Origin of the sequence: Aeromicrobium erythreum (assembly GCF_001509405.1) — a bacterium.
Lineage (GTDB): Bacteria > Actinomycetota > Actinomycetes > Propionibacteriales > Nocardioidaceae > Aeromicrobium > Aeromicrobium erythreum.
In genome coordinates, this window is the sequence record NZ_CP011502.1 from 2737752 (window position 1) to 2755516 (window position 17765).

General features: G+C 71.8%; 16 protein-coding genes. 6 read left to right on the forward strand and 10 right to left on the reverse strand.

Annotated elements, in window-relative coordinates:
• Window positions 1-79: 79 nt before the first annotated feature.
• The 5 genes from Aeryth_RS12980 to Aeryth_RS13000 form a co-directional block, all read right to left on the reverse strand.
• Complete coding sequence (locus tag Aeryth_RS12980; RefSeq protein ID WP_067859452.1) at window positions 80-772, reverse strand: VldE C-terminal domain-containing protein; 693 nt, start codon at window positions 770-772, stop codon at window positions 80-82.
• A gap of 94 nt (window positions 773-866) precedes the next feature.
• Entirely contained in the window at window positions 867-2129 is a 1263-nt protein-coding gene (locus tag Aeryth_RS12985) for a uracil-xanthine permease family protein (protein ID WP_067859454.1), read from the reverse strand.
• 58 nt (window positions 2130-2187) lie between these two features.
• On the reverse strand, window positions 2188-4014 hold the full coding sequence (locus Aeryth_RS12990; protein ID WP_236749740.1) for an FAD-dependent monooxygenase: 1827 nt from the start codon (window positions 4012-4014) through the stop codon (window positions 2188-2190).
• Complete coding sequence (locus Aeryth_RS12995) at window positions 3999-4646, reverse strand: VOC family protein (protein WP_067859459.1); 648 nt, start codon at window positions 4644-4646, stop codon at window positions 3999-4001. Before Aeryth_RS12995 ends, Aeryth_RS12990 begins: the two co-directional genes overlap by 16 nt.
• 18 nt (window positions 4647-4664) lie before the next feature.
• Complete coding sequence (locus Aeryth_RS13000) at window positions 4665-5636, reverse strand: fumarylacetoacetate hydrolase family protein (protein WP_202967670.1); 972 nt, start codon at window positions 5634-5636, stop codon at window positions 4665-4667.
• A 109-nt stretch (window positions 5637-5745) separates the two neighbouring features.
• On the opposite strand from Aeryth_RS13000, the gene Aeryth_RS17700 reads away from it, so the two are divergent.
• Window positions 5746-6354, forward strand: a complete 609-nt coding sequence (locus Aeryth_RS17700; protein WP_158509212.1) for a TetR/AcrR family transcriptional regulator — start codon at window positions 5746-5748, stop codon at window positions 6352-6354.
• A gap of 11 nt (window positions 6355-6365) precedes the next feature.
• Here Aeryth_RS17700 and Aeryth_RS13010 read toward each other — a convergent pair whose 3' ends face one another.
• The 5 genes from Aeryth_RS13010 to Aeryth_RS13030 all read right to left on the reverse strand — a co-directional run bounded on the left by Aeryth_RS13010 (window position 6366) and on the right by Aeryth_RS13030 (window position 10992).
• A complete protein-coding gene (locus tag Aeryth_RS13010; RefSeq protein ID WP_067859468.1) occupies window positions 6366-6854 on the reverse strand; it encodes an Lrp/AsnC family transcriptional regulator in 489 nt (162 codons plus the stop codon).
• A gap of 70 nt (window positions 6855-6924) precedes the next feature.
• Window positions 6925-9255 (reverse strand): transketolase-like TK C-terminal-containing protein, encoded by a 2331-nt coding sequence (locus Aeryth_RS13015; protein WP_067859471.1) that lies wholly within the window; start codon window positions 9253-9255, stop codon window positions 6925-6927.
• Between the two features lie 268 nt (window positions 9256-9523).
• Window positions 9524-9931: a hypothetical protein gene (locus Aeryth_RS13020; protein WP_144433780.1), complete on the reverse strand. Its 408-nt coding sequence runs from the start codon at window positions 9929-9931 to the stop codon at window positions 9524-9526.
• 9 nt (window positions 9932-9940) lie between these two features.
• Window positions 9941-10501 carry a hypothetical protein gene (locus tag Aeryth_RS13025; RefSeq protein WP_067859477.1) on the reverse strand — a complete coding sequence of 187 codons (561 nt, stop codon included), beginning with the start codon at window positions 10499-10501 and terminating at the stop codon, window positions 9941-9943.
• 77 nt (window positions 10502-10578) lie between these two features.
• A complete protein-coding gene (locus Aeryth_RS13030; protein WP_144433781.1) occupies window positions 10579-10992 on the reverse strand; it encodes a hypothetical protein in 414 nt (137 codons plus the stop codon).
• 145 nt (window positions 10993-11137) lie between these two features.
• Between Aeryth_RS13030 and Aeryth_RS13035 the strand changes: the two genes are divergently transcribed.
• The 5 genes from Aeryth_RS13035 (at window position 11138) to Aeryth_RS13055 (ending at window position 17579) form a co-directional block, all read left to right on the forward strand.
• Window positions 11138-11824 (forward strand): MerR family transcriptional regulator, encoded by a 687-nt coding sequence (locus tag Aeryth_RS13035; protein ID WP_067859484.1) that lies wholly within the window; start codon window positions 11138-11140, stop codon window positions 11822-11824.
• The gene (locus tag Aeryth_RS13040) at window positions 11811-12626 is read left to right on the forward strand and encodes a hypothetical protein (RefSeq protein WP_067859488.1); all 816 of its coding nucleotides are present in this window, start codon (window positions 11811-11813) and stop codon (window positions 12624-12626) included. The genes Aeryth_RS13035 and Aeryth_RS13040 overlap by 14 nt, the downstream gene beginning before the upstream one ends.
• Before the next feature lie 48 nt (window positions 12627-12674).
• A complete protein-coding gene (gene hrpB, locus Aeryth_RS13045; protein WP_067859495.1) occupies window positions 12675-15203 on the forward strand; it encodes an ATP-dependent helicase HrpB in 2529 nt (842 codons plus the stop codon).
• 121 nt (window positions 15204-15324) lie between these two features.
• The gene (locus Aeryth_RS13050) at window positions 15325-15948 is read left to right on the forward strand and encodes a TetR/AcrR family transcriptional regulator (RefSeq protein ID WP_067859497.1); all 624 of its coding nucleotides are present in this window, start codon (window positions 15325-15327) and stop codon (window positions 15946-15948) included.
• Window positions 15945-17579, forward strand: a complete 1635-nt coding sequence (locus tag Aeryth_RS13055) for an MFS transporter (RefSeq protein WP_067859509.1) — start codon at window positions 15945-15947, stop codon at window positions 17577-17579. The genes Aeryth_RS13050 and Aeryth_RS13055 overlap by 4 nt, the downstream gene beginning before the upstream one ends.
• Window positions 17580-17765 lie beyond the last annotated feature (186 nt).

Sequence of the window (17765 nt, forward strand, 5' to 3'; positions counted from 1 at the left end):
ACGCGGGCTCGATGACGCGCGCCAGCCACCGCTGAGACTCCCGGAGCACGACGTCGACGTTCCTCCGGCCAGGCCCGTCCTACACGGCGTCGGGCAGCCACACCTGGTAGCCGGTGTACGCGGTCGTGCCCTCGGCCGCACCCACGCGGTGCTGCGCGATGTGCACGTGGTCCTCGTGGCGGATCGTGGGGCTCGAGCTGGTGCTGCACGGTCCGTAGGCGCGCACACCCTCGTCGGCGCGGGCCGCCGTCCAGATCTTGCAGTTCCAGATGATCTCCTGCACGCCCCACCGTTGCGCCAGGCCGGCGGGCACCGCGTTCTTGTCCTTCTTGGTGAACGCGTAGAGGATCGCGTCGCCGGCCTTCTTCTGCGCCGCGTTGTTCACGTTGAGGAAGTGGTCGACCGCGCGACCTTCGGCGTGGAGGCTCCACTCGTTGCTGTTGGCGATCTTGCGGCAGTTGTAGAGGCCGCTGGCGCGGGTCGTCGGGAAGTAGTGCTGCAGGTAGTTCTTGAGTCGGATCGTGCCGGGCTGTGTCTTGCCCGCGCAGTAGGTCGACCTGTTGCTCCCGAGTCCGTCGATCCCCCCACGGGTGACGCGGTTGTCTCCGGGGCCGATCTGGCTCGGGTCGTAGCCGGGCTTCACCGTCACCCACCGGCCGCTGGCGGCATCGGTCTCGGCAGCCTGCGACGACGCAGCCGGGGCGGCCACGAGGGCCAGGGGCGCGACGACCGCGGCAAGGGTCGTGAGCAGCTTCTGTCGGAACGTGGACATCGGTCCTCCTTCGCGTGGCCGGTCCGTCCGCCCACCCGCCAGAGGTTCGTCGCCGTGGCTGCGAGACCGCTGCGACGCGACTGCGAACCAGGCGTCAGGCCCGCTGGCGCTGCTTCTCGATGGCCGTCATCACGTGGAACACGACGAGCGCGGCGATGGTGCCGAGGGCGATGCCGTTGAAGACCATGTCGCCGACCTTCAGCTCGGGGTTGCCGATGCCGATGACGAGGGCGACGCCGGCGGTGAGCTGGTTGACCGGCACCGAGAAGTCGACGTGGTTGTCGATCCAGATCTTGATGCCGACGATGCCGATGAGGCCGTAGAGCGCGATGGTGACACCGCCGAGCACGCCCGTCGGGATGGTGTTGATGAGCGCCCCGATCTTCGGCGAGAACGACAGCAGGATCGCGATGGCGCCGGCCACCCAGTAGGCCGCGGTCGAGTAGACGCGCGTGGCGGCCATGACGCCGATGTTCTCGCCGTAGGTCGTCGTGCCCGACCCGCCGCCGGCACCGGCGATGGTGGTCGCGATGCCGTCGGCCAGCAGCGCGCGGCCTGTGCGCTCGTTGATCGTGTCGTCGCCGGTGAGCTGCGCGACGCTGCGCACGTGGCCGACGTTCTCGGCGATGAGCACCAGCACCACCGGGAGGAACGCGGGGATGAAGACCCAGCTGACCTCGGGGGTGCTGAAGTCGGGCAGCCCGAACAGCTTCGCGTCACGGACGGGCTGGAAGTCGAGCGCACCCGTGACGGCTGCGTAGACGTAGCCGGCGAGCACGCCGACGATGATCGACAGCCGTCCGACGAGCCCCTTGAACACGACGACGGTGAGCACGAGGACGACGAGGGTGACGACCGCCATCCACGGCCCGGCCTGGGCGTTCTTGATCGCCGTGGGCGCGAGGTTGAAGCCGATGAGCGCCACGATCGAGCCTGCCACGACGGGCGGCATGAGGGCGTTGATCCAGCCGATGCCGGTCCGGACGACGATCGCCCCCACCACGGCGAGGAGCACGCCCGTGACGAGGATCCCGAACATGGCCACCTCGATCGACGCACCCGACGCGGCGACCGCGCCGATCGGCGCGAGGAACGCGAACGACGACCCGAGGTAGCTGGGCAGCCGGTTCTGCGTGAGGACGAGGAACAGGATCGTGCCGAGGCCGGAGAAGAACAGCGTGGCCGTGACCGGGAACCCGGTGATCGTCGGCACCAGGAACGTCGCGCCGAACATCGCCACCACGTGCTGCGCACCGAGCCCGATGGTCCGCGGCCACGTCAGCCGCTCGCCAGGCCGGACGATCTCGCCGTCGGGGATCGTCTTGCCGTCGTGGTGCAGGGTCCAGTTCAGGGGCATGGAGGGATTCTGGCGGAACGACGGGTCTCGTCGCGCACCGCCCTGGCGTCCCGTGAGGTCAGCGGGCCGCCGTGGCGCGCGCCGCGGAGCCCGACCAGACGGGCCCCCACGACCGGTGCAGGAACAGCGCCAGCCGCACGCCCGACTGCAGGGGAGGCTGACCGGAGCGCCAGACGACGTGGCCGTCGGGGCGCACCACGACGGCGCCGCGCTCCCCCACCTCGAGGAGCCGGACCGCGTCGGGGCGCGGGCCGGCCGGTCGCACCTCCCGCACCACGACCGGGACGGGCAGGCGCTCCCCCACTGCCTCGACCCACGACTCCCATGCGTCGGGGTCGAACGTCAGCAGGGTGAGCCCGCGGTCCTCGACGAGCGTGTGGACGGAGCGTCCGTCGTCGAGCGGCAGGTACGGCAGGCGGCAGCCCGGCCAGGTGGTGGGGCGGTGCCGCAGGACGCCCTCGTCGACCACGGGCTGCTCGCCGGGCTCGCGGTCCACCAGCCGACCCCCGTAGGCGTAGCCGAACTCCAGCCCGGTGGCCACGAAGTGCTCGATCTGGCCCGGCACCGCGTCGACGACGTGCTGACGTGCTCGCTCGCCGGCCGCCGTGGTGCCCCGCAGGGCCGCCGTGCGTCCGAGCTGCAGGCGCGTGGCGCGCTCGGCGAGAGGCGCCATGACGCGGGCCGGCAACCACGAGAGCGGCGGGCTGCTGACGGCACGCGTGGCCTGCCGGAGCGAGCGGTTGGTCACCCCCACGACCTTCGTCACCTCGTCGAGCCGCAGGTGGTTCGCGACGCTGTACTCCGCGAACCGCTCGACGACCGGTCGCCGCTCCTGCTCGTACGTGTCGAGCAGCGACGTGCTCGCCTCGCCGCTCAGCACGGCGTCGAGCTTCCAGGCCAGGTTGTCGGCGTCCTGCACGCCGCTGTTGAGCCCGAAGCCGCCCGTGTGCGGGAAGCGGTGCGCCGCGTCGCCGACGAGCAGCAGGCGCCCACGCCGGAACGAGGTGGCGACCTGCGAGGTCATCTCCCACGTGCCGGTGGAGCGGATCTCGACGTCGTGGTCGCGGCCGAGGATGGTGGGCACCATCCGCTCCCAGTACGTCCGGCTCGACTGCGCGACCTCCTGCCCCGGGTGCAGGTAGACCGTCATGAGCACGTAGCAGTCGTCGGCGTGGGCGATCATCACGCCGGCGAAGTCGGGCCGGTAGATCCAGGTGAGCAACGGTCGGGTCGCACCGGCCGGGTAGAGACCAGGGGCGCGGAAGAACGCGCTGCCCATGCGCGCGAGCACGGGCCCCTCGAGCCGGAGACGGGCGACGTCGCGGAGTCGGCTGTTGGCACCGTCGGCCGCCACGACGAACGCGCTGTCGACGTCCTCGTGACCGAGCTCGGACGTCAGCCCGACGCGCTGCGTGCCGTCGGGCAGGACGCTCAGGTCCTCGACCTCCACACCGCGCACGAACGTCACGAGCGGCGCACGGTCGAGCGCGGCCCACAGCTCGCGCATCAGCTGGTGCTGGCCCACGTGCGATCGCAGGTACGGGCTGTACGTCCGGACGGCAGCCACCTCGTCGGCGTCGTCGAGGAAGTTGAGGTCGGCGATCGGGTCGTGCAGGTCCGACGCCCAGCGGATCGTGCCGAGCTCGGACAGCGGCGGGCTCAGCGCGGCCACGGTCGACGCGAGCAGGGGGTCGGCCTTCTCCCAGATCTCCAGCGACGTCGCGTTCACGACGTGGGCCGCGGGGTGCGTCAGCGGCTGACGTCGACGCTCGAGGACGGTGGTGGCGATGCCGTGGCGGGCCAGCAGCAGGGCGAGGGTCGAGCCGGCCGCGCCCGCACCGACGATCGTCACGGGCGGGCCGGGCACCGTCAGAGCGTCTTCCACGTGATCGTCTTCTTGTTGGTCCGCGGCTTCTGCCCCGGCGGGGTGCCCGCGCCCGGCACCAGGAGGTCGGCGGGGTCGTCGCCCCGGCGCAGCCGCGCGAGCAGGTAGTCGGGGTCGAACATCGTGCCGATCGGGTTCTTCTCGAACGCCTCGGTGCCGAAGAAGGCGGCCGTCTCCTCGATCGTCGGGAAGTTGTCGACCTGGAACTCCAGGCGGATGCCGTCGGGGTCCTCGTAGTAGAGCGACGTCGTCGGACCGTGGTTGATGGCCCAGACGGGATCGATCCCGCGACCCTTCAGCCGCTCGTAGGTGTCGAGCAGCTTCTCGATGGAGAGGAACTGCACGGCGAGGTGGTCGACGCCGTAGACCTTGCGGCGGTACCGCGCGAACGGGAACAGGAACCGCACGAAGCCCGGCACGCCGATCAGTGCCAGCCGGTGGTGCTCGTGGTCCCAGCTCAGGAACGTGAGCTCGGAGTCCTCGTGCACGACGCGCGCGCCGAAGACGGTGGCGTACCACTCGGTCATCTCGCGCCGCCGCGCCGTCTTGACCACCCAGTGGGCGACGAAGTCGGGTGCCTCGTCCCAGGGACCGGGGGTGCGCTCGGCGGTGCGCTCGTCCTGTGGTGCCATGGTCGTCCTCTCGGGGCGTCAGACGTCGCGCGGGGCGACGATGGCGGTGCGTTGGGTGCCGAGGTCGGCGGCTCCCAGCGGGTGGCTGATGGACGCCGTGACGACGTCGCCCGGCACCAGGTACGGCTTCTTCAGGTTGGTGCGCACGAACGCCTGCCAGAGCCGACGCTCGCCGAGGATGGCGGTGGCCAGCCGGCGCACGACGGCGGGCGGCGACCCCGCCGTGATCCCGGACGGCGTGCCGGTGAGCAGCAGGTCGCCGGGGTCGAGGTCGCAGAAGGTGCTCAGCTCGGTGAGGGTCTCGGCCGGCTTGTGGAGCAGGTGACGCGTGCTGTCGTGCTGGCGCACCTCGCCGTTGACCGCGAGCGTCAGGTCGAGCTCGTCGACGAGGCCGATCTCGTCGCGCTCGAGGACGGTGAGGTACGGACCCACCGGGCAGAACCCGCGGTAGCTCTTGCCCTTGAGGAACTGGCCCTGCGGCAGCTGGACGTCGCGGGCGGAGAGGTCGTTGGCGACGGTCACGGCGAAGACGTGGTCGGCGAGGTTCTCGCGCGTGACGGTGACCGGCCCGCGCACGCGGCTGCGCAGCACCAGGGCCATCTCGATCTCGTAGTCGAGCAGGCGTACGTGGGCCGGCCGCACGACGTCGTCGAACGGTCCGGTGACCGACGCGTCGGTCTTGTCGAAGAACAGGTTGAAGTCGAGGGCGTCGGGGTCCATCCCCGACTCGATCGCGTGCTCGCGATAGTTCACGCCCTGGCACATCACGCGGCACGGGGTGGTGACCGGCGAGAGCACCTCGACGTCGTCGAGCGCGACCGAGCCGGCCTCGGTGGCGCGGGCGCGCCAGTCGTCCTCGCCGTGCTCGACGAGGTCGCCGGTGGTGGCGTAGGCACCGTCGAGCGGCGCGACGAAGCCGTCGCCGTCGAGCACGCCCCAGGTCGCGCCGGCGGACGGCCCCGTCCGGTATCGCAGCAGGTTGGTCGCCACAGGTGCTCCTTCGTCGGCGGCTCTCCTCCCGACCATACGACGTATTTTGATCACGAGTCAAGAACTTGACCACTCGTCAATCTCGAGGCGGGTGGCCTACTGTGGTGGCGTGACGACGCAGGAGCAGGGACGGACGCCGCGACCTCCTCGCGTGGACCGGCGCCAGGCCCTCCTCGACGCCGCCATCGCCCTGTTCGTGGAGCGCGGCTACGACGACGTGGGCGTCGGCGACGTCGCGGCGCGGGCGGGCGTGGCGCACGGGCTCGTGTCGTACTACTTCGGCGGCAAGCGCGGCATCGCGGCCGAGGCGCTGCGTCAGGTGCTCGCCGAGGTGAGCGCGTACCAGGCGCCCCGCCCCGAGGAGACCACCGTCCGGGAGCGGCTCGAGGGCTTCGTCGGACGCCACCTGGAGTTCCTCGCCACCTACCGCGAGGGGTACCTCGCACTCCTGCACGGTGCGGCCGCGGCGCAGCCGGAGGTGCGGCAGCTGCTGCGCGAGGCGCGCCTGGAGGGCGCGGCCACCGTGGCCGACGTCGTCGGCCTGCCCCAGCCGCTCTCCCCCCTGCACCGGGTGGCGATGAGCAGCTGGGTGGCCGTGCTCGACACGTGCGCCGAGGAGGTGGCGGCCGACGACACGCTCGACGTCGGCACGCTCACCACGTGGGCGGTCGACGTGCTGCTCACCAGCCTCGACGTGCTCCCCGAGCCGCCGGCCTGACGGCTCCTCGGTCAGTCGTCGAGGTCCTCGCCGCGCGCCCAGTCGCGCATGACGATGAGCGTCTTCGTGTGCGTGGTGCGTCCGGTGCGGCGGATGCGGTTGACCACCCGCTGCAGGTGGTCGACGTCGTGCACGCGCAGCCGAACGAGCACGTCGGGGTCGCCCGCGATGGTGAAGACGTTCTGCACCTCCTCGATCCCGCGTAGGAGCTGCTCGAGCTCGCCGGTCTCGGTGTCGCCGGTGAGCCGGATCTCGGTGAACGCGTCGAGGTCGCCGGCGGCCCGGTCGTCGACGACGGTGACGTAGCCCTTGATCACGCCGATCCGCTCAAGGCGGTCGATCCGGCGGCTGACCGGGCCGGGCGACAGGTTCACCGCCCGCGCCAGCTCGCTGACCGGCGCCCTCGCGTCGCGGCGCAGCAGGTCGAGCAGACGGCGGTCGACGTCGTCGAGACGTGCCGCCCGTGGGGTCGCCCGCGACCCGTCACCGGCCTGCGCCATCACGCACCTCCCTGTCGGAGGCACCCAGGGTAGGGCAGGCCCGCGCCCGACCACGGGTGCCGGCGGACGGTCACCGTCCGGCGAGGGTCAGCGCGGCATCGACGATGGAGGCGGTGTCGATGCCGTGCAGGCGGTACGCGTCGTCGAGGTCGCTCGACTGGCCGAACTCGCGCACACCCAGCCCGACCAGCCGGTCGCCTCGCAGGCCGGCGAGGAACGACAGCGTGTGCGGGTGGCCGTCCATCACGGTGACGAGCGGCGCGGGGTGCGCGGCCGGGAAGAGCACCTCGGCGATGTCGCTCGCGTGGTGCGCGCCCACGCGACCGCGCGCGTCGTAGGAGCGGTAGACGAGGTCGGGGCTGGTGAGGCACACCACGCCCGCCCGGACGCCGACGGACGCGAGCCGGTCGGCGGCGGCCAGCACCTCGGGCATGATCGCGCCGACGCCGACGAGGGTCACGTCGTCGCCTCCCGCCTGGTCGCCCAGCCGGTAGCCGCCCGCGACGGCGTGCCGTCGACGTCGCTCGAGCAGGTCGGGGTCGTCGGGGAGGCGGGCTGCCGTCTGGTCGAGCGGACGGGTCGACAGTCGGAAGTACGCCGACGTGCCGTCGGGCCGGCCCACCTGGCCCATCGCCGCGAGCAGGCACCACTCGAGGTCCTGCGCGAACGCCGGCTCCCACGCGACGCAGCCGGGCTGCTCGAGCCCGATCGACGGGGTGGTGATCGACTGGTGCGCGCCGCCCTCGGGCGCGAGCGTGACGCCCGAGGGCGTGCCGACCAGGATCGACTGGCCGCCGGAGTACATGCCGTACGACCACGGCTCGAGCGCCCGGGCGACGAAGGGGTCGTAGAGCGTCGCGAGCGGGATGAGCCGCTCGCCCCACCGGCTCCAGGTGGTGCCGAGCTCGCCGAGCAGGCCCACCAGGTTGACCTCGGCGATGCCGAGCTCGATGTGCTGACCTCCGGTGCCCTCGGCCCAGCGCAGCGTGCGCTGCGCGTCGTCGGCGAACCAGTCGCGTCGGTCCTGCGCCGACCAGACACCGGTCTTATTGATCCAGCCGCCGAGGTTGGTGGAGGAGGCGACGTCGGGGCTGCAGGTGACGACCTTCCCCGCGACCTGGGGCGCCTCGCGCGTGAGGTCGACGAGGAACCGGCCGAGTGCGGCCTGCGTCGACACCGGGGCGCGGTGCGACCGGCCCAGGGCCACGGGCAGGGCGTCGACGGTCGGTGTGGCGACGGGCTCGCGGCGCAGCGCCTCACCCCGTCGGCGGCAGAGCTGGTCGGCGGCGGAGCCGGGCTCGAACGCCCGCCACGGGTCGGCGCGGTCGGCACCGACCTCCGCAGCGTAGGCGTCCATCTGCTCCTCGGTGAGCAGCGCGGAGTGGTTGGCCGGGTGGCCCTCGATCGGCAGCCCGCGGCCCTTGATCGTGTAGGCGAGGACGACCGTCGGTCGGTGCGTGTCGACGTGGCGGAACGTGTCGACGAGGAGGTCGAGGTCGTGCCCGCCCAGGTCGCGCACGGCCTCGGCGAGGGTGGCGACGGACAGCGACCCGACGAGCGCCGTCAGCTCCGCGCTGGCGTCGTCGCCGAGGATGCGGTCGGGCAGCTCGGCCGGGTCGGCGCGCAGCATCCGCTGGTACTCCTCGTTGGGCATCGACTCGAGCCGGCGGCGCAGGTCGGCGCCTCCGGGGCGCTCGAAGAGGGACGTGATCGTCCGGCCCCACGCCAGGGTGAGCACCTGCCAGCCCGCGGCCTCGAACATCCCCTCGAGGCGGTGGACCTGAACGTCGGGCACGACACGGTCGAGCGACTGGCGGTTGACGTCGACCACCCACAGCACCTCGCCGAGCCCGGCGACGGCAGGGTCGGCGACGGCCTCCCACACGGCACCCTCGTCGAGCTCCGCGTCGCCGACGAGGCTGATGAATCGTCCCGCGGGGGCGACGTCGGGGACGCGCGAGTCGAGGTAGCGGTGCGCGAGCGCGGCCCAGATCGCAGCGGTCGCGCCGATGCCGACGGAGCCGGTGGAGAAGTCGACGGTGTCGGGGTCCTTGAGCCGGCTGGGGTAGCTCTGCAGCCCGCCCTTCTCCCGCAGCCGACTGAGGTAGGAGGCGTCGAGGTCGCCGAGGAGGTAGTTGACGGCGTGCAGCACCGGCGACGCGTGCGGCTTGACCGACACCCTGTCGTCGCGCTCCAGCTCGGAGAACCACAGGGCGGTCATGATGTCGACCATCGACGCGCTCGACGCCTGGTGCCCGCCGACCTTCACGCCCGACGCGTTGGGCCGCCCGTGGTTGGCGGCGTCGACGATGGCGGTGGCGATCCACCGCACGCGCTCGGCCACCTCCCGCAGGGTCGCGGAGGTGTCGGCGGACGTGGGGGCAGGGAGCAGCTCGGTCATCGGGGCCTCGCTCGGTCGCAGGACGGGCGGTCGCCCAGCGGGTCGCCGCGAGCCTTCTGGGCCCGCGTCCACGACCACGTGGCGTACCGCGACGGCGTCCGGGGATCGCCCGGAGGTCCAGGGTGGGGTGACTGCGCGGCGGCGCGCCATGATCGAGGGCGGATGCTTCTTGGGACGACCGATCGTTGCTCGCTCACGCGTCGAGAGAGACTGATTCACACGCGACGTGCACGGATCACTGGCGTAGGCTCAGTGACACGGTGCGGTCCTACGGGGCGAGGATCCTGCGCTGCAGCTCGTCGAAGACGTCCGCTCCCTTCGGGTCGTCGCCGACGCCTCGACCCCACGGCCTCGGCCACTCGCCACGCAACCACAGGAGCACCGCGTCCGGGTCGAGGTGGCAGCCGGAGAGGTACTGGGCCTCCACGACGTCGCCGAGGTCGACCCCATCGTCGATCCGCTGCCATCCGATGCCGTCGTCACCGCGGGCGTAGACCAGCCACGTCGGCGCTTCGTCGACTGCGTCGCAGGGACAGAGCCACACCGCGTGCGAGACCACGAGACGACCCGCCCGCCGGTCGGTCTCGTGCGTCGACCGCGACGCTGCCGCGTCGAGCAGCTCCTCCACCGGCCCGACGCTGGGGTCCATCGGCGGGACGCGTCGGCGGGAGGGCATGCGCTCAGGCTAGGGGGCGAGGTCGGCGAGACCAGGATCGCCGAATCCCGCGAGCGCGTCGATGTAGCGACCACCGACGTGGATGATCACGATCTCGTCGTACCTCCACCGGTCGTCGGCGTCGGCCCAGGTGCCGTCGACGTCGATGAACCGGTGCCTCGCCCGTCGCCTGCCGGCCTTCACGAGGCGGCCGATCATCAGCGCCTCGTCGCCGTCGTCCGCGAGCGCGAAGGCGCTGAAGGGGTGCAGCTCCGCGGCCAGGACGACGAGATCGCGAGCGTCGGCCCCGGTCGGGATCGCGAACGAGGCAGAAGACTGCTCGAGGCGCTCCAGCGCTCGCGCGACGTAGGCGCTGTGTGCGTCGCGCACGGCAGAGATGTCTTGGACGCGCAGGAGGACCACACCGTCGACGAAGACACCGTCCGCGAGCACCTGCAGGGCAACCCAGTGGTCCGAGAGACTCAGGATGAAGCCCCTGTCGTCCTGGCCGAGCTCGTCACGCGCCAGGTTCATCACGCGCCCACTGCTGACGGCCTGCTCGAGACGTCGGCGCACCTTCTGGGGCTTCATCGGGCCAGTATCGCTGCCGGCGACCTGCAGGCCTCCGCCTCGGACACGCCGCACACCTGCCCCATCTGCTCGATCAGCTAGACCTCACCGCGGAAGATCCTGCGGTTCAGCTCGTCGTACACGTACGAGTCCTCCGGGAAGTCGCCCCGACCGCGACGCCAGGGCCTGGGCCGCTCGCTGCGGAGCCAGACGAGCACTCCCTCAGGATCAGGGTGGCAGCCGGTCAGGTGCTCCGCGTCGACCACGTCCTCGACGTCCACCTGCTCCGGGACGCGCTGCCACCCGACCCCGTCGTCGCCGACGGCGTAGATCAACCACGTCGGAGCGTCGTCGAAGGTCTCGCAGGCGCACAGCCAGAGCGCGTGCGAGGCAACGACACGCCCCGCCCGCCGCTCCACCTCGCCCGTCGTCCGCGACGCTGCCGCGTCGAGCAGCTCCTCCACCGGCCCGACGCTCGGATCCATCGGCGGGATGTATCGACCTCGACCCATGCGTCTCACGCTAGTCCTGCCAAGCCCCGGAACGGTTCGCCAGCACATCAGCGGCGGCACAAGCGCAGGCACCTCGACGACGCGTCAAGCGCTTGAAGTCATCGGAGTCTTTACAGATCATCACCGGAAGCGGCACTATTCTGTCATGTCCACTCGCGACGAGCTCCTGACGGTCCAGGAGGTGTCAGAGCTCCTGGGGGTCGAGGCGCGTCAGGTCCGGCTCATCGCGGAGAAGGGCGAGATCACCCGTGTAGCCCGCGGCATCTTCGACCGGACGTCGGTGGAACGCTACAGAGCCGAGCGAGGCAGCGGCCGCACGCGGACCTGGGCAGAACACACCGCATGGGGAGCCATCGCACTCCTCTCCGGAGCAGCACCACTCGGTCTCGGCGACACGCAGAGGTACCGGCTGCGCGCCACTCTGATCGGCATCACCGACCCGGGCGAGCTGGCGCTCAGGTTGCGCGACCGTGCCGCCGTCACCACGTGGTCCGGTCATCGCTCCGTCTCAGACCGCGTGCGCGAGCAGATCGTCGTCCCGGGACGACGACGGCTCGGGCTCGTCGAGAGCGACGACGTCGTCGACGGATACCTGGGAACCGAAGCGCTCACCAGCGTGGTCCAGCGCCTCAGGCTCCGAAGGGACCCTGCAGGACCCATCACCCTGCGCTGCACTTCGATGGACCTCGACTTCGTCGCGTACCTCGCTCGATTCAACAGGACGCTCGCCGCAGCCGATGCCGCCACCTCCCTCGACCCGCGCGAACGCGGCGTCGGGGAACAGCACCTGACCCAGCGACTCGAGCTCTTCCGAGAAAATGCCGGCCGGTGAGGACGGAGGCGTCCAGCGCGCCTCCATCGACGTCGCCGCCTCGACGGGCGGCTGGCCGGATCCATGGCCGAACGTCGCCGAGATCGCCTCGGTGCTGCCGCCGGACCGGTGGACGTTGATCGGTGGACTCATGACGCAGCTGCACTGCATCCATCACGGCTTGGGCGTCGTCAGACCCACCAACGACGTCGACATCGTGCTGCACGTCGAGACCACCCGCGGGGTGGCGTCCGAGACCGCGGCGGCGCTGCGCTCCCTCGGATACGAGCTGCGCCCAGCCGTCGACCCCCGGCACAACACGGCTCATCGGTTCGTCAGAGACAACACCGCGATCGACCTGGTCTCCAGCCGTCAGGGCGAGGACAGCGAGGAAGTCGTGGACGTCCTGCTCTCCGACCACCACGCTCCCCGTGTCACCGAACGTCTCGCGGGACGCGAGATGATCCGCATCGAAGGCGGCACGCAGGCGCTACGCCGAACCGTGAACGCGCGGATGGAGATCGAGCCCGGCACCATCACGACCGTCTCGGTGCCGAGCGTCTTCGGCGCACTCATCCTGAAGGCCGCTGCCTACACAGCCGACTCTCGCGACCCGGAGCGCCACCTACGCGACGCAGTATCGCTGCTCGCGTGCCTCGACGATCCGTTCGCTGAACGTGACACGTTCGCCGGCTCGGACCGGTCTCGGCTCTTGAGGCTTCGCGCCCACCTCGACGCCAGCAGCGCTGCGTGGACTGTCGTCACCGGCAGGCACCGCATCGACGCCGAGACGGCGCTGGAGATCCTGACGGAGGAAGCCTGACCTGGATCAGGCCGCCGTCAGAGGCTCGAGCTCAGGCAGACTGCGACTGTGTCCGACCCGCTCCACAGCCTCCTCGCCGCACCGCCCGACCTGCCGGTCGTCACGGGGCTGGGTGCGCTGGACGAGGCGGTGCGAGGTCGGGGCGTCGCAGTGGTCCACGCTCCTCCCGGGACCGGCAAGACGACGCTCGTCCCGCCTGCCGTCGCGGTGGCCGTCGAGGGTCGCGTGGTCGTCACGCAGCCGAGCCGGATCGCGGCCCGCGCCGCCGCGCGACGGCTGGCGCACCTGCTCGGCGAGCCGGTGGGCGAGACCGTCGGGTACGCCGTCCGCGGCGACCGGAAGTCGAGTCGGCGCACGCGGGTCGAGGTCGTCACCACCGGGCTCCTGCTGCGACGCATCCAGCACGACCCCGAGCTGGCCGGCGTCGGGGCGGTCGTGCTCGACGAGGTGCACGAGCGCCACCTCGACGCCGACCTGACCCTCGCGCTGCTCGTCGACGTGCGCGCCAACCTGCGCGACGACCTCGTCCTCGTCGCGATGTCGGCCACCGTCGAGGCCGAGCGGACCGCGGCGTTGCTCGCCTCCGCCGAGAAGGAGCCTGCGCCGGTGGTCGACATCCCGGGCGCGCTGCACCCCGTGCAGTCCGTCTGGAGTCCAGCGCCTCCTGGCGTGCGTCGCACCGACGACCGCGGCATCAACCCGGCCTTCCACGACCACGTCGCCGCGACCGTCCGCCGCGCGCTCGCCGAGCACGACGGGGACGTCCTCGTCTTCGTGCCAGGTGTCGCGGAGGTCGACGCGGCCATGCGACGGCTGCACGACGTCGACGCCGACGTGCACCCCCTGCACGGACGCCTGCCGGGCGCGGAGCAGGACCGTGCGCTCAGCGAGGGTCCACGTCGCAGGGTCGTCGTCTCGACCGCGGTCGCGGAGTCGTCACTGACCGTGCCGGGCGTGCGGGTCGTCGTCGACGCCGGATTCTCGCGGGAGCCGCGCACCGACCACCGTCGCGGGTTGTCGTCGCTCGTGACCGTCGCGGTGAGCAAGGCCGCAGCGGAGCAGCGGGCGGGACGCGCCGGACGCCTCGGACCAGGTGCCGTGCTGCGCTGCTGGTCGAAGGAGGAGCACGCCCGCCTGGCCGACCACCCGGAGCCCGAGATCGCCACCGCCGACCTCACCGCGTTCGCGCTGGAGGTCGCCTGCTGGGGCAACGACGACGTGCGCGACCTGGCCCTGCTCGACCCGCCACCCGAGCACGCCCTGGCCACGGCACGGCAGACGCTCATCGAGCTCGGCGCGACCACCGACGACGGACGAGCCACCGCCCGCGGCCGCGTGATGGCGGGCGTGCCCGTCGACCCGCGCCTGGCGCGAGCGCTCATCGACGGGTCGCCGCTCGTCGGGGCCCGGCGCGCGGCCGAGGTGGTGGCGATGCTGGGCGAGGACGTCCGCGCACCCGGCGGCGACCTCGTCGCCGCGCTCCGCTCGCTGCGGTCAGCACATCGGTCGGGGCCGTGGCGCGAGCAGGTGAAACGGCTCGAGGCCATCGCGAAGGAGCACGCAAACGAGGCGACCGGCGCGCGGTCGCTCACCGACGACGTCGCCGTCGGCCTGGTCGTGGCTCTCGCCCACCCGGACCGCATCGCCCGCAAGCGCCGGGGCGGCTCGGCGTACCTGATGACCGGCGGCACCGGCGCCGCCTTCGACCCCCGCGACCCCAGCCCGCTGGCGGGCCTGGAGTGGTTGGCCGTCGCCGACGCCAACCGACGGTCCGGGGAGCGCGAGGCCCGCATCCGCTCGGCCGCGCCCCTCACCGAAGATCTGGCGTTAGAGGCCGCGGGCTCGTCGTGGACCGAGGTCGACGACGTCACCTGGGCCGACGGTCGGGTGCGGGCGCGCCGCCGCACGCTGCTCGGCGCGATCGAGCTCTCGTCGGTCCCGGTCAAGGACCCGCCCGCCGACGCGGTGACCGCAGCCATCCGGGAGGCGTTGGAGACCGAGGGCATCGACCTGCTCACCTGGTCGGAGTCGGCCACCACCCTCCGCGCCCGTCTCGACTTCCTCCACCGCGCGATCGGCGCCCCGTGGCCCGACGTCAGCGACGACGCGCTGACCGAGACCCTCGAGTCGTGGCTCGGGCCGCAGCTCGCGCGCGTCCGCTCCGCCCAGGACCTCCGCCGCATCGACGTCACCTCGGCCCTCCGCGCCGTCCTCCCCTGGCCCGAGGCGAGCCGGCTCGACGAGCTGGCACCCGAGCGGGTAGAGGTTCCCAGCGGATCGAGCGTGCGGATCGACTACGCCCAGGAGCAGCCCGTGCTGGCCGTCCGGCTGCAGGAGGTCTTCGGCTGGACCACGACGCCGACACTCGCGGACGGCAGGGTCCCCGTGCTGCTGCACCTGCTCTCCCCCGCGCGTCGCCCGGCCGCGGTCACCGCCGACCTCGACTCCTTCTGGGACAACGGCTACCCGGGCGTCCGGGCCGACCTGCGCGGCCGGTACCCGAAGCACGCCTGGCCCGACGATCCCCGCAGTGCACCCGCGACCCGACGGACGAAGCCGACGCGCGACCAGCGCTGACGCCCGGCCGCGCGTCGACGTAGGTCGCCGCTCCGGACTTGCGCTCCGATGAAACAGGTCCGTACCATCGGACAGAACGATACCGTTTCGTTTCATCCGCGTTCGTCGCACCAGGAGCACCATGACCCCGGCCGAAGCCGCAGCCGCCCGTCCTCGCGTGGAGGGCGAGCGTGAGCACGAGATCCTCGAGGCTGCGCTCGACGTCCTGGCCGACGTCGGCTACGACCGCCTGACGATGGACGCCGTGGCCTCGGCCGCGCGAGCGTCGAAGGCCACGTTGTACCGCCGCTGGGACACCAAGGCCAGCCTCGTCCTCGAGGCCGTCCTCGCCCAGAAGGGCCCCCTCGCAGCCCTGCCCGACACCGGCACCCTGCGGGGCGATCTCATCGCCTCGCACTGCGGCCGTGGCGGCCTGACCGACGAGCGCCAGATCTCGATCTTCAGCGGCGTGCTCACGGCCCTCGGCCGCGACACCGAGTTCGCCGAGGGCTTCCGCGCCCGGTTCCTCGGACCCAAGATCGAGGCGGCCCGGGAGCTGTTCGACCGGGCCCGCGAGCGTGGTGAGATCCGCGACGACGTCGATGTCGACATCGTCGGGTCGGCCCTGGCCGGCATCGTGCTGCACCGCGAGTTCGTCCTGGGCGAAGTGCCCACCCCCGAGAAGATCACCGCCGTCATCGACCAGGTGATCCTCCCCGCCGTCCTGCGCCACTCCCCCGACCAGACCCCCAAGGACCCCTCATGACCGACACCACCCCCGACGCCGGGAGGCACCTCACCGAGCCGGAGGACCTCACGCCCGAGACCAACCGCCGGCTGGGCTGGGCGCTGGTCATCATCTGCATCGCGCAGCTGATGGTCGTGCTCGACGCGACGATCGCCAACATCGCCCTGCCCTACATCGCGACCGACCTGAAGATCGGCCAGGCGAACCTGCAGTGGATCGTCACGGGCTACGCCCTCGCGTTCGGCGGCCTGCTGCTCCTCGGCGGACGGCTGGCCGACCTCTACGGTCGCCGCCGGATCTTCATGACCGGACTCGTCGTGTTCGCCGTCGCCTCGTCCCTCGGCGGCCTGGCGCAGAACGAGCCGATGCTGCTCGCGTCGCGCGGGCTGCAGGGCATCGGCGCGGCGCTGGCCGCTCCCGCCGCCCTGGCGCTCATCACGACGACCTTCCCCGCGGGCCCCCTGCGCAACCGCGCCTTCAGCGTCTACGCCGCCCTGTCGGGCGTGGGCGCCGCCATCGGCCTGATCCTCGGCGGCTGGCTCACCGGGCTTCAGCTCGGTGGCCTCGAGGGCTGGCGGCTGACGTTCCTCATCAACGTGCCGATCGGCCTCGTGGCGGCGTTCCTGGCGCCGCGCTTCCTGCCCGAGAGCAAGCCGCAGCGCCTGCCGCTGGACATCCCCGGCGCCCTGAGCGGGACCCTCGGTCTGGCCGCACTGGTCTTCGGCCTGTCCCGCGCCGGCGACGAGCGCTACGGCTGGGGCGACACCTCGACCATCGTGCCGCTGGTCGTCGCGGCGGTGCTGCTCGTCGGCTTCATCGTGATCGAGCGCTCGGTCAAGAGCCCGCTGCTTCCCCTCAACATCTTCGCCAGCCGCGCGCGGTCAGTCGCGTTCGCCTCGATGATGATCACGCCGGCGGCCATGTTCGCGATGTTCTTCTTCCTGTCGCTGTTCGTCCAGAACGTGCTCGGCTACAGCCCGCTGCACACCGGCTTCGCGTTCCTGCCGTTCACGGTCGGCATCGTCATGGGCGCGACCCTGTCGTCGAAGCTGATCGCCCGCATGGACCCGCGGTTCATCGCCGGGACCGGCACGATCCTGGCCGGCATCGCCCTGTTCGGCTTCTCGCGGATCAGTGTCGACGACAGCCCCGCCCACCTGCTGCGCATCGCCGGCGGCAGCGGCTCGCTGAGCGACGACGTGAACTACTGGACCGCCATCGCGCCGTTCATCATCCTGATGGCGTTCGGCATGGGCCTGGTATTCGTGACAATGACCCTGGTAGCCGTGCACGGCATCCCCTCGGAGGAGTCCGGCATCGGCTCGGGCGTGCTCAACACCATGCAGCAGGTCGGTGGCGCCATCGGTCTAGCCGCCCTCTCGACCGTCGCCCTGCACTTCTCCACCAACCGCGGCGAGGAGATCGGCGGCGCCCTCCAGGCCGCGTCCGGGTCGGGTGCCGCACCCTCCCCCGACGCCGCCGACCGCCTGAGCGCCCTCATCGGCCAGGCCGCCTTCACCGAGGGCGCGACCCACGCGTTCCTCGTCGGCGCCTTCATGATCTGGACCGCCTCGGCGATCATCTGGGTCCTGCTCAACGTCAAGCACGACGAGCTCGCGACGGACGGGCCGGAGGGCGTCGCGATCTGATCTCGAAAGGTCAGAGTCGGCCCCGACCCGATGTCGCAGCCGGGTGCTGAGTAGAGAGCCGTCATGGGGAGCGGTCTTAGGTGTGCGAGCTCAAAGGAGATGCACGCACCGACGGGCCCGGCGGATGTGCGACGCCGTCGACCGCATCTGAAGTTCATCGCGCCGCTGACATTCCCGCGACCTCAC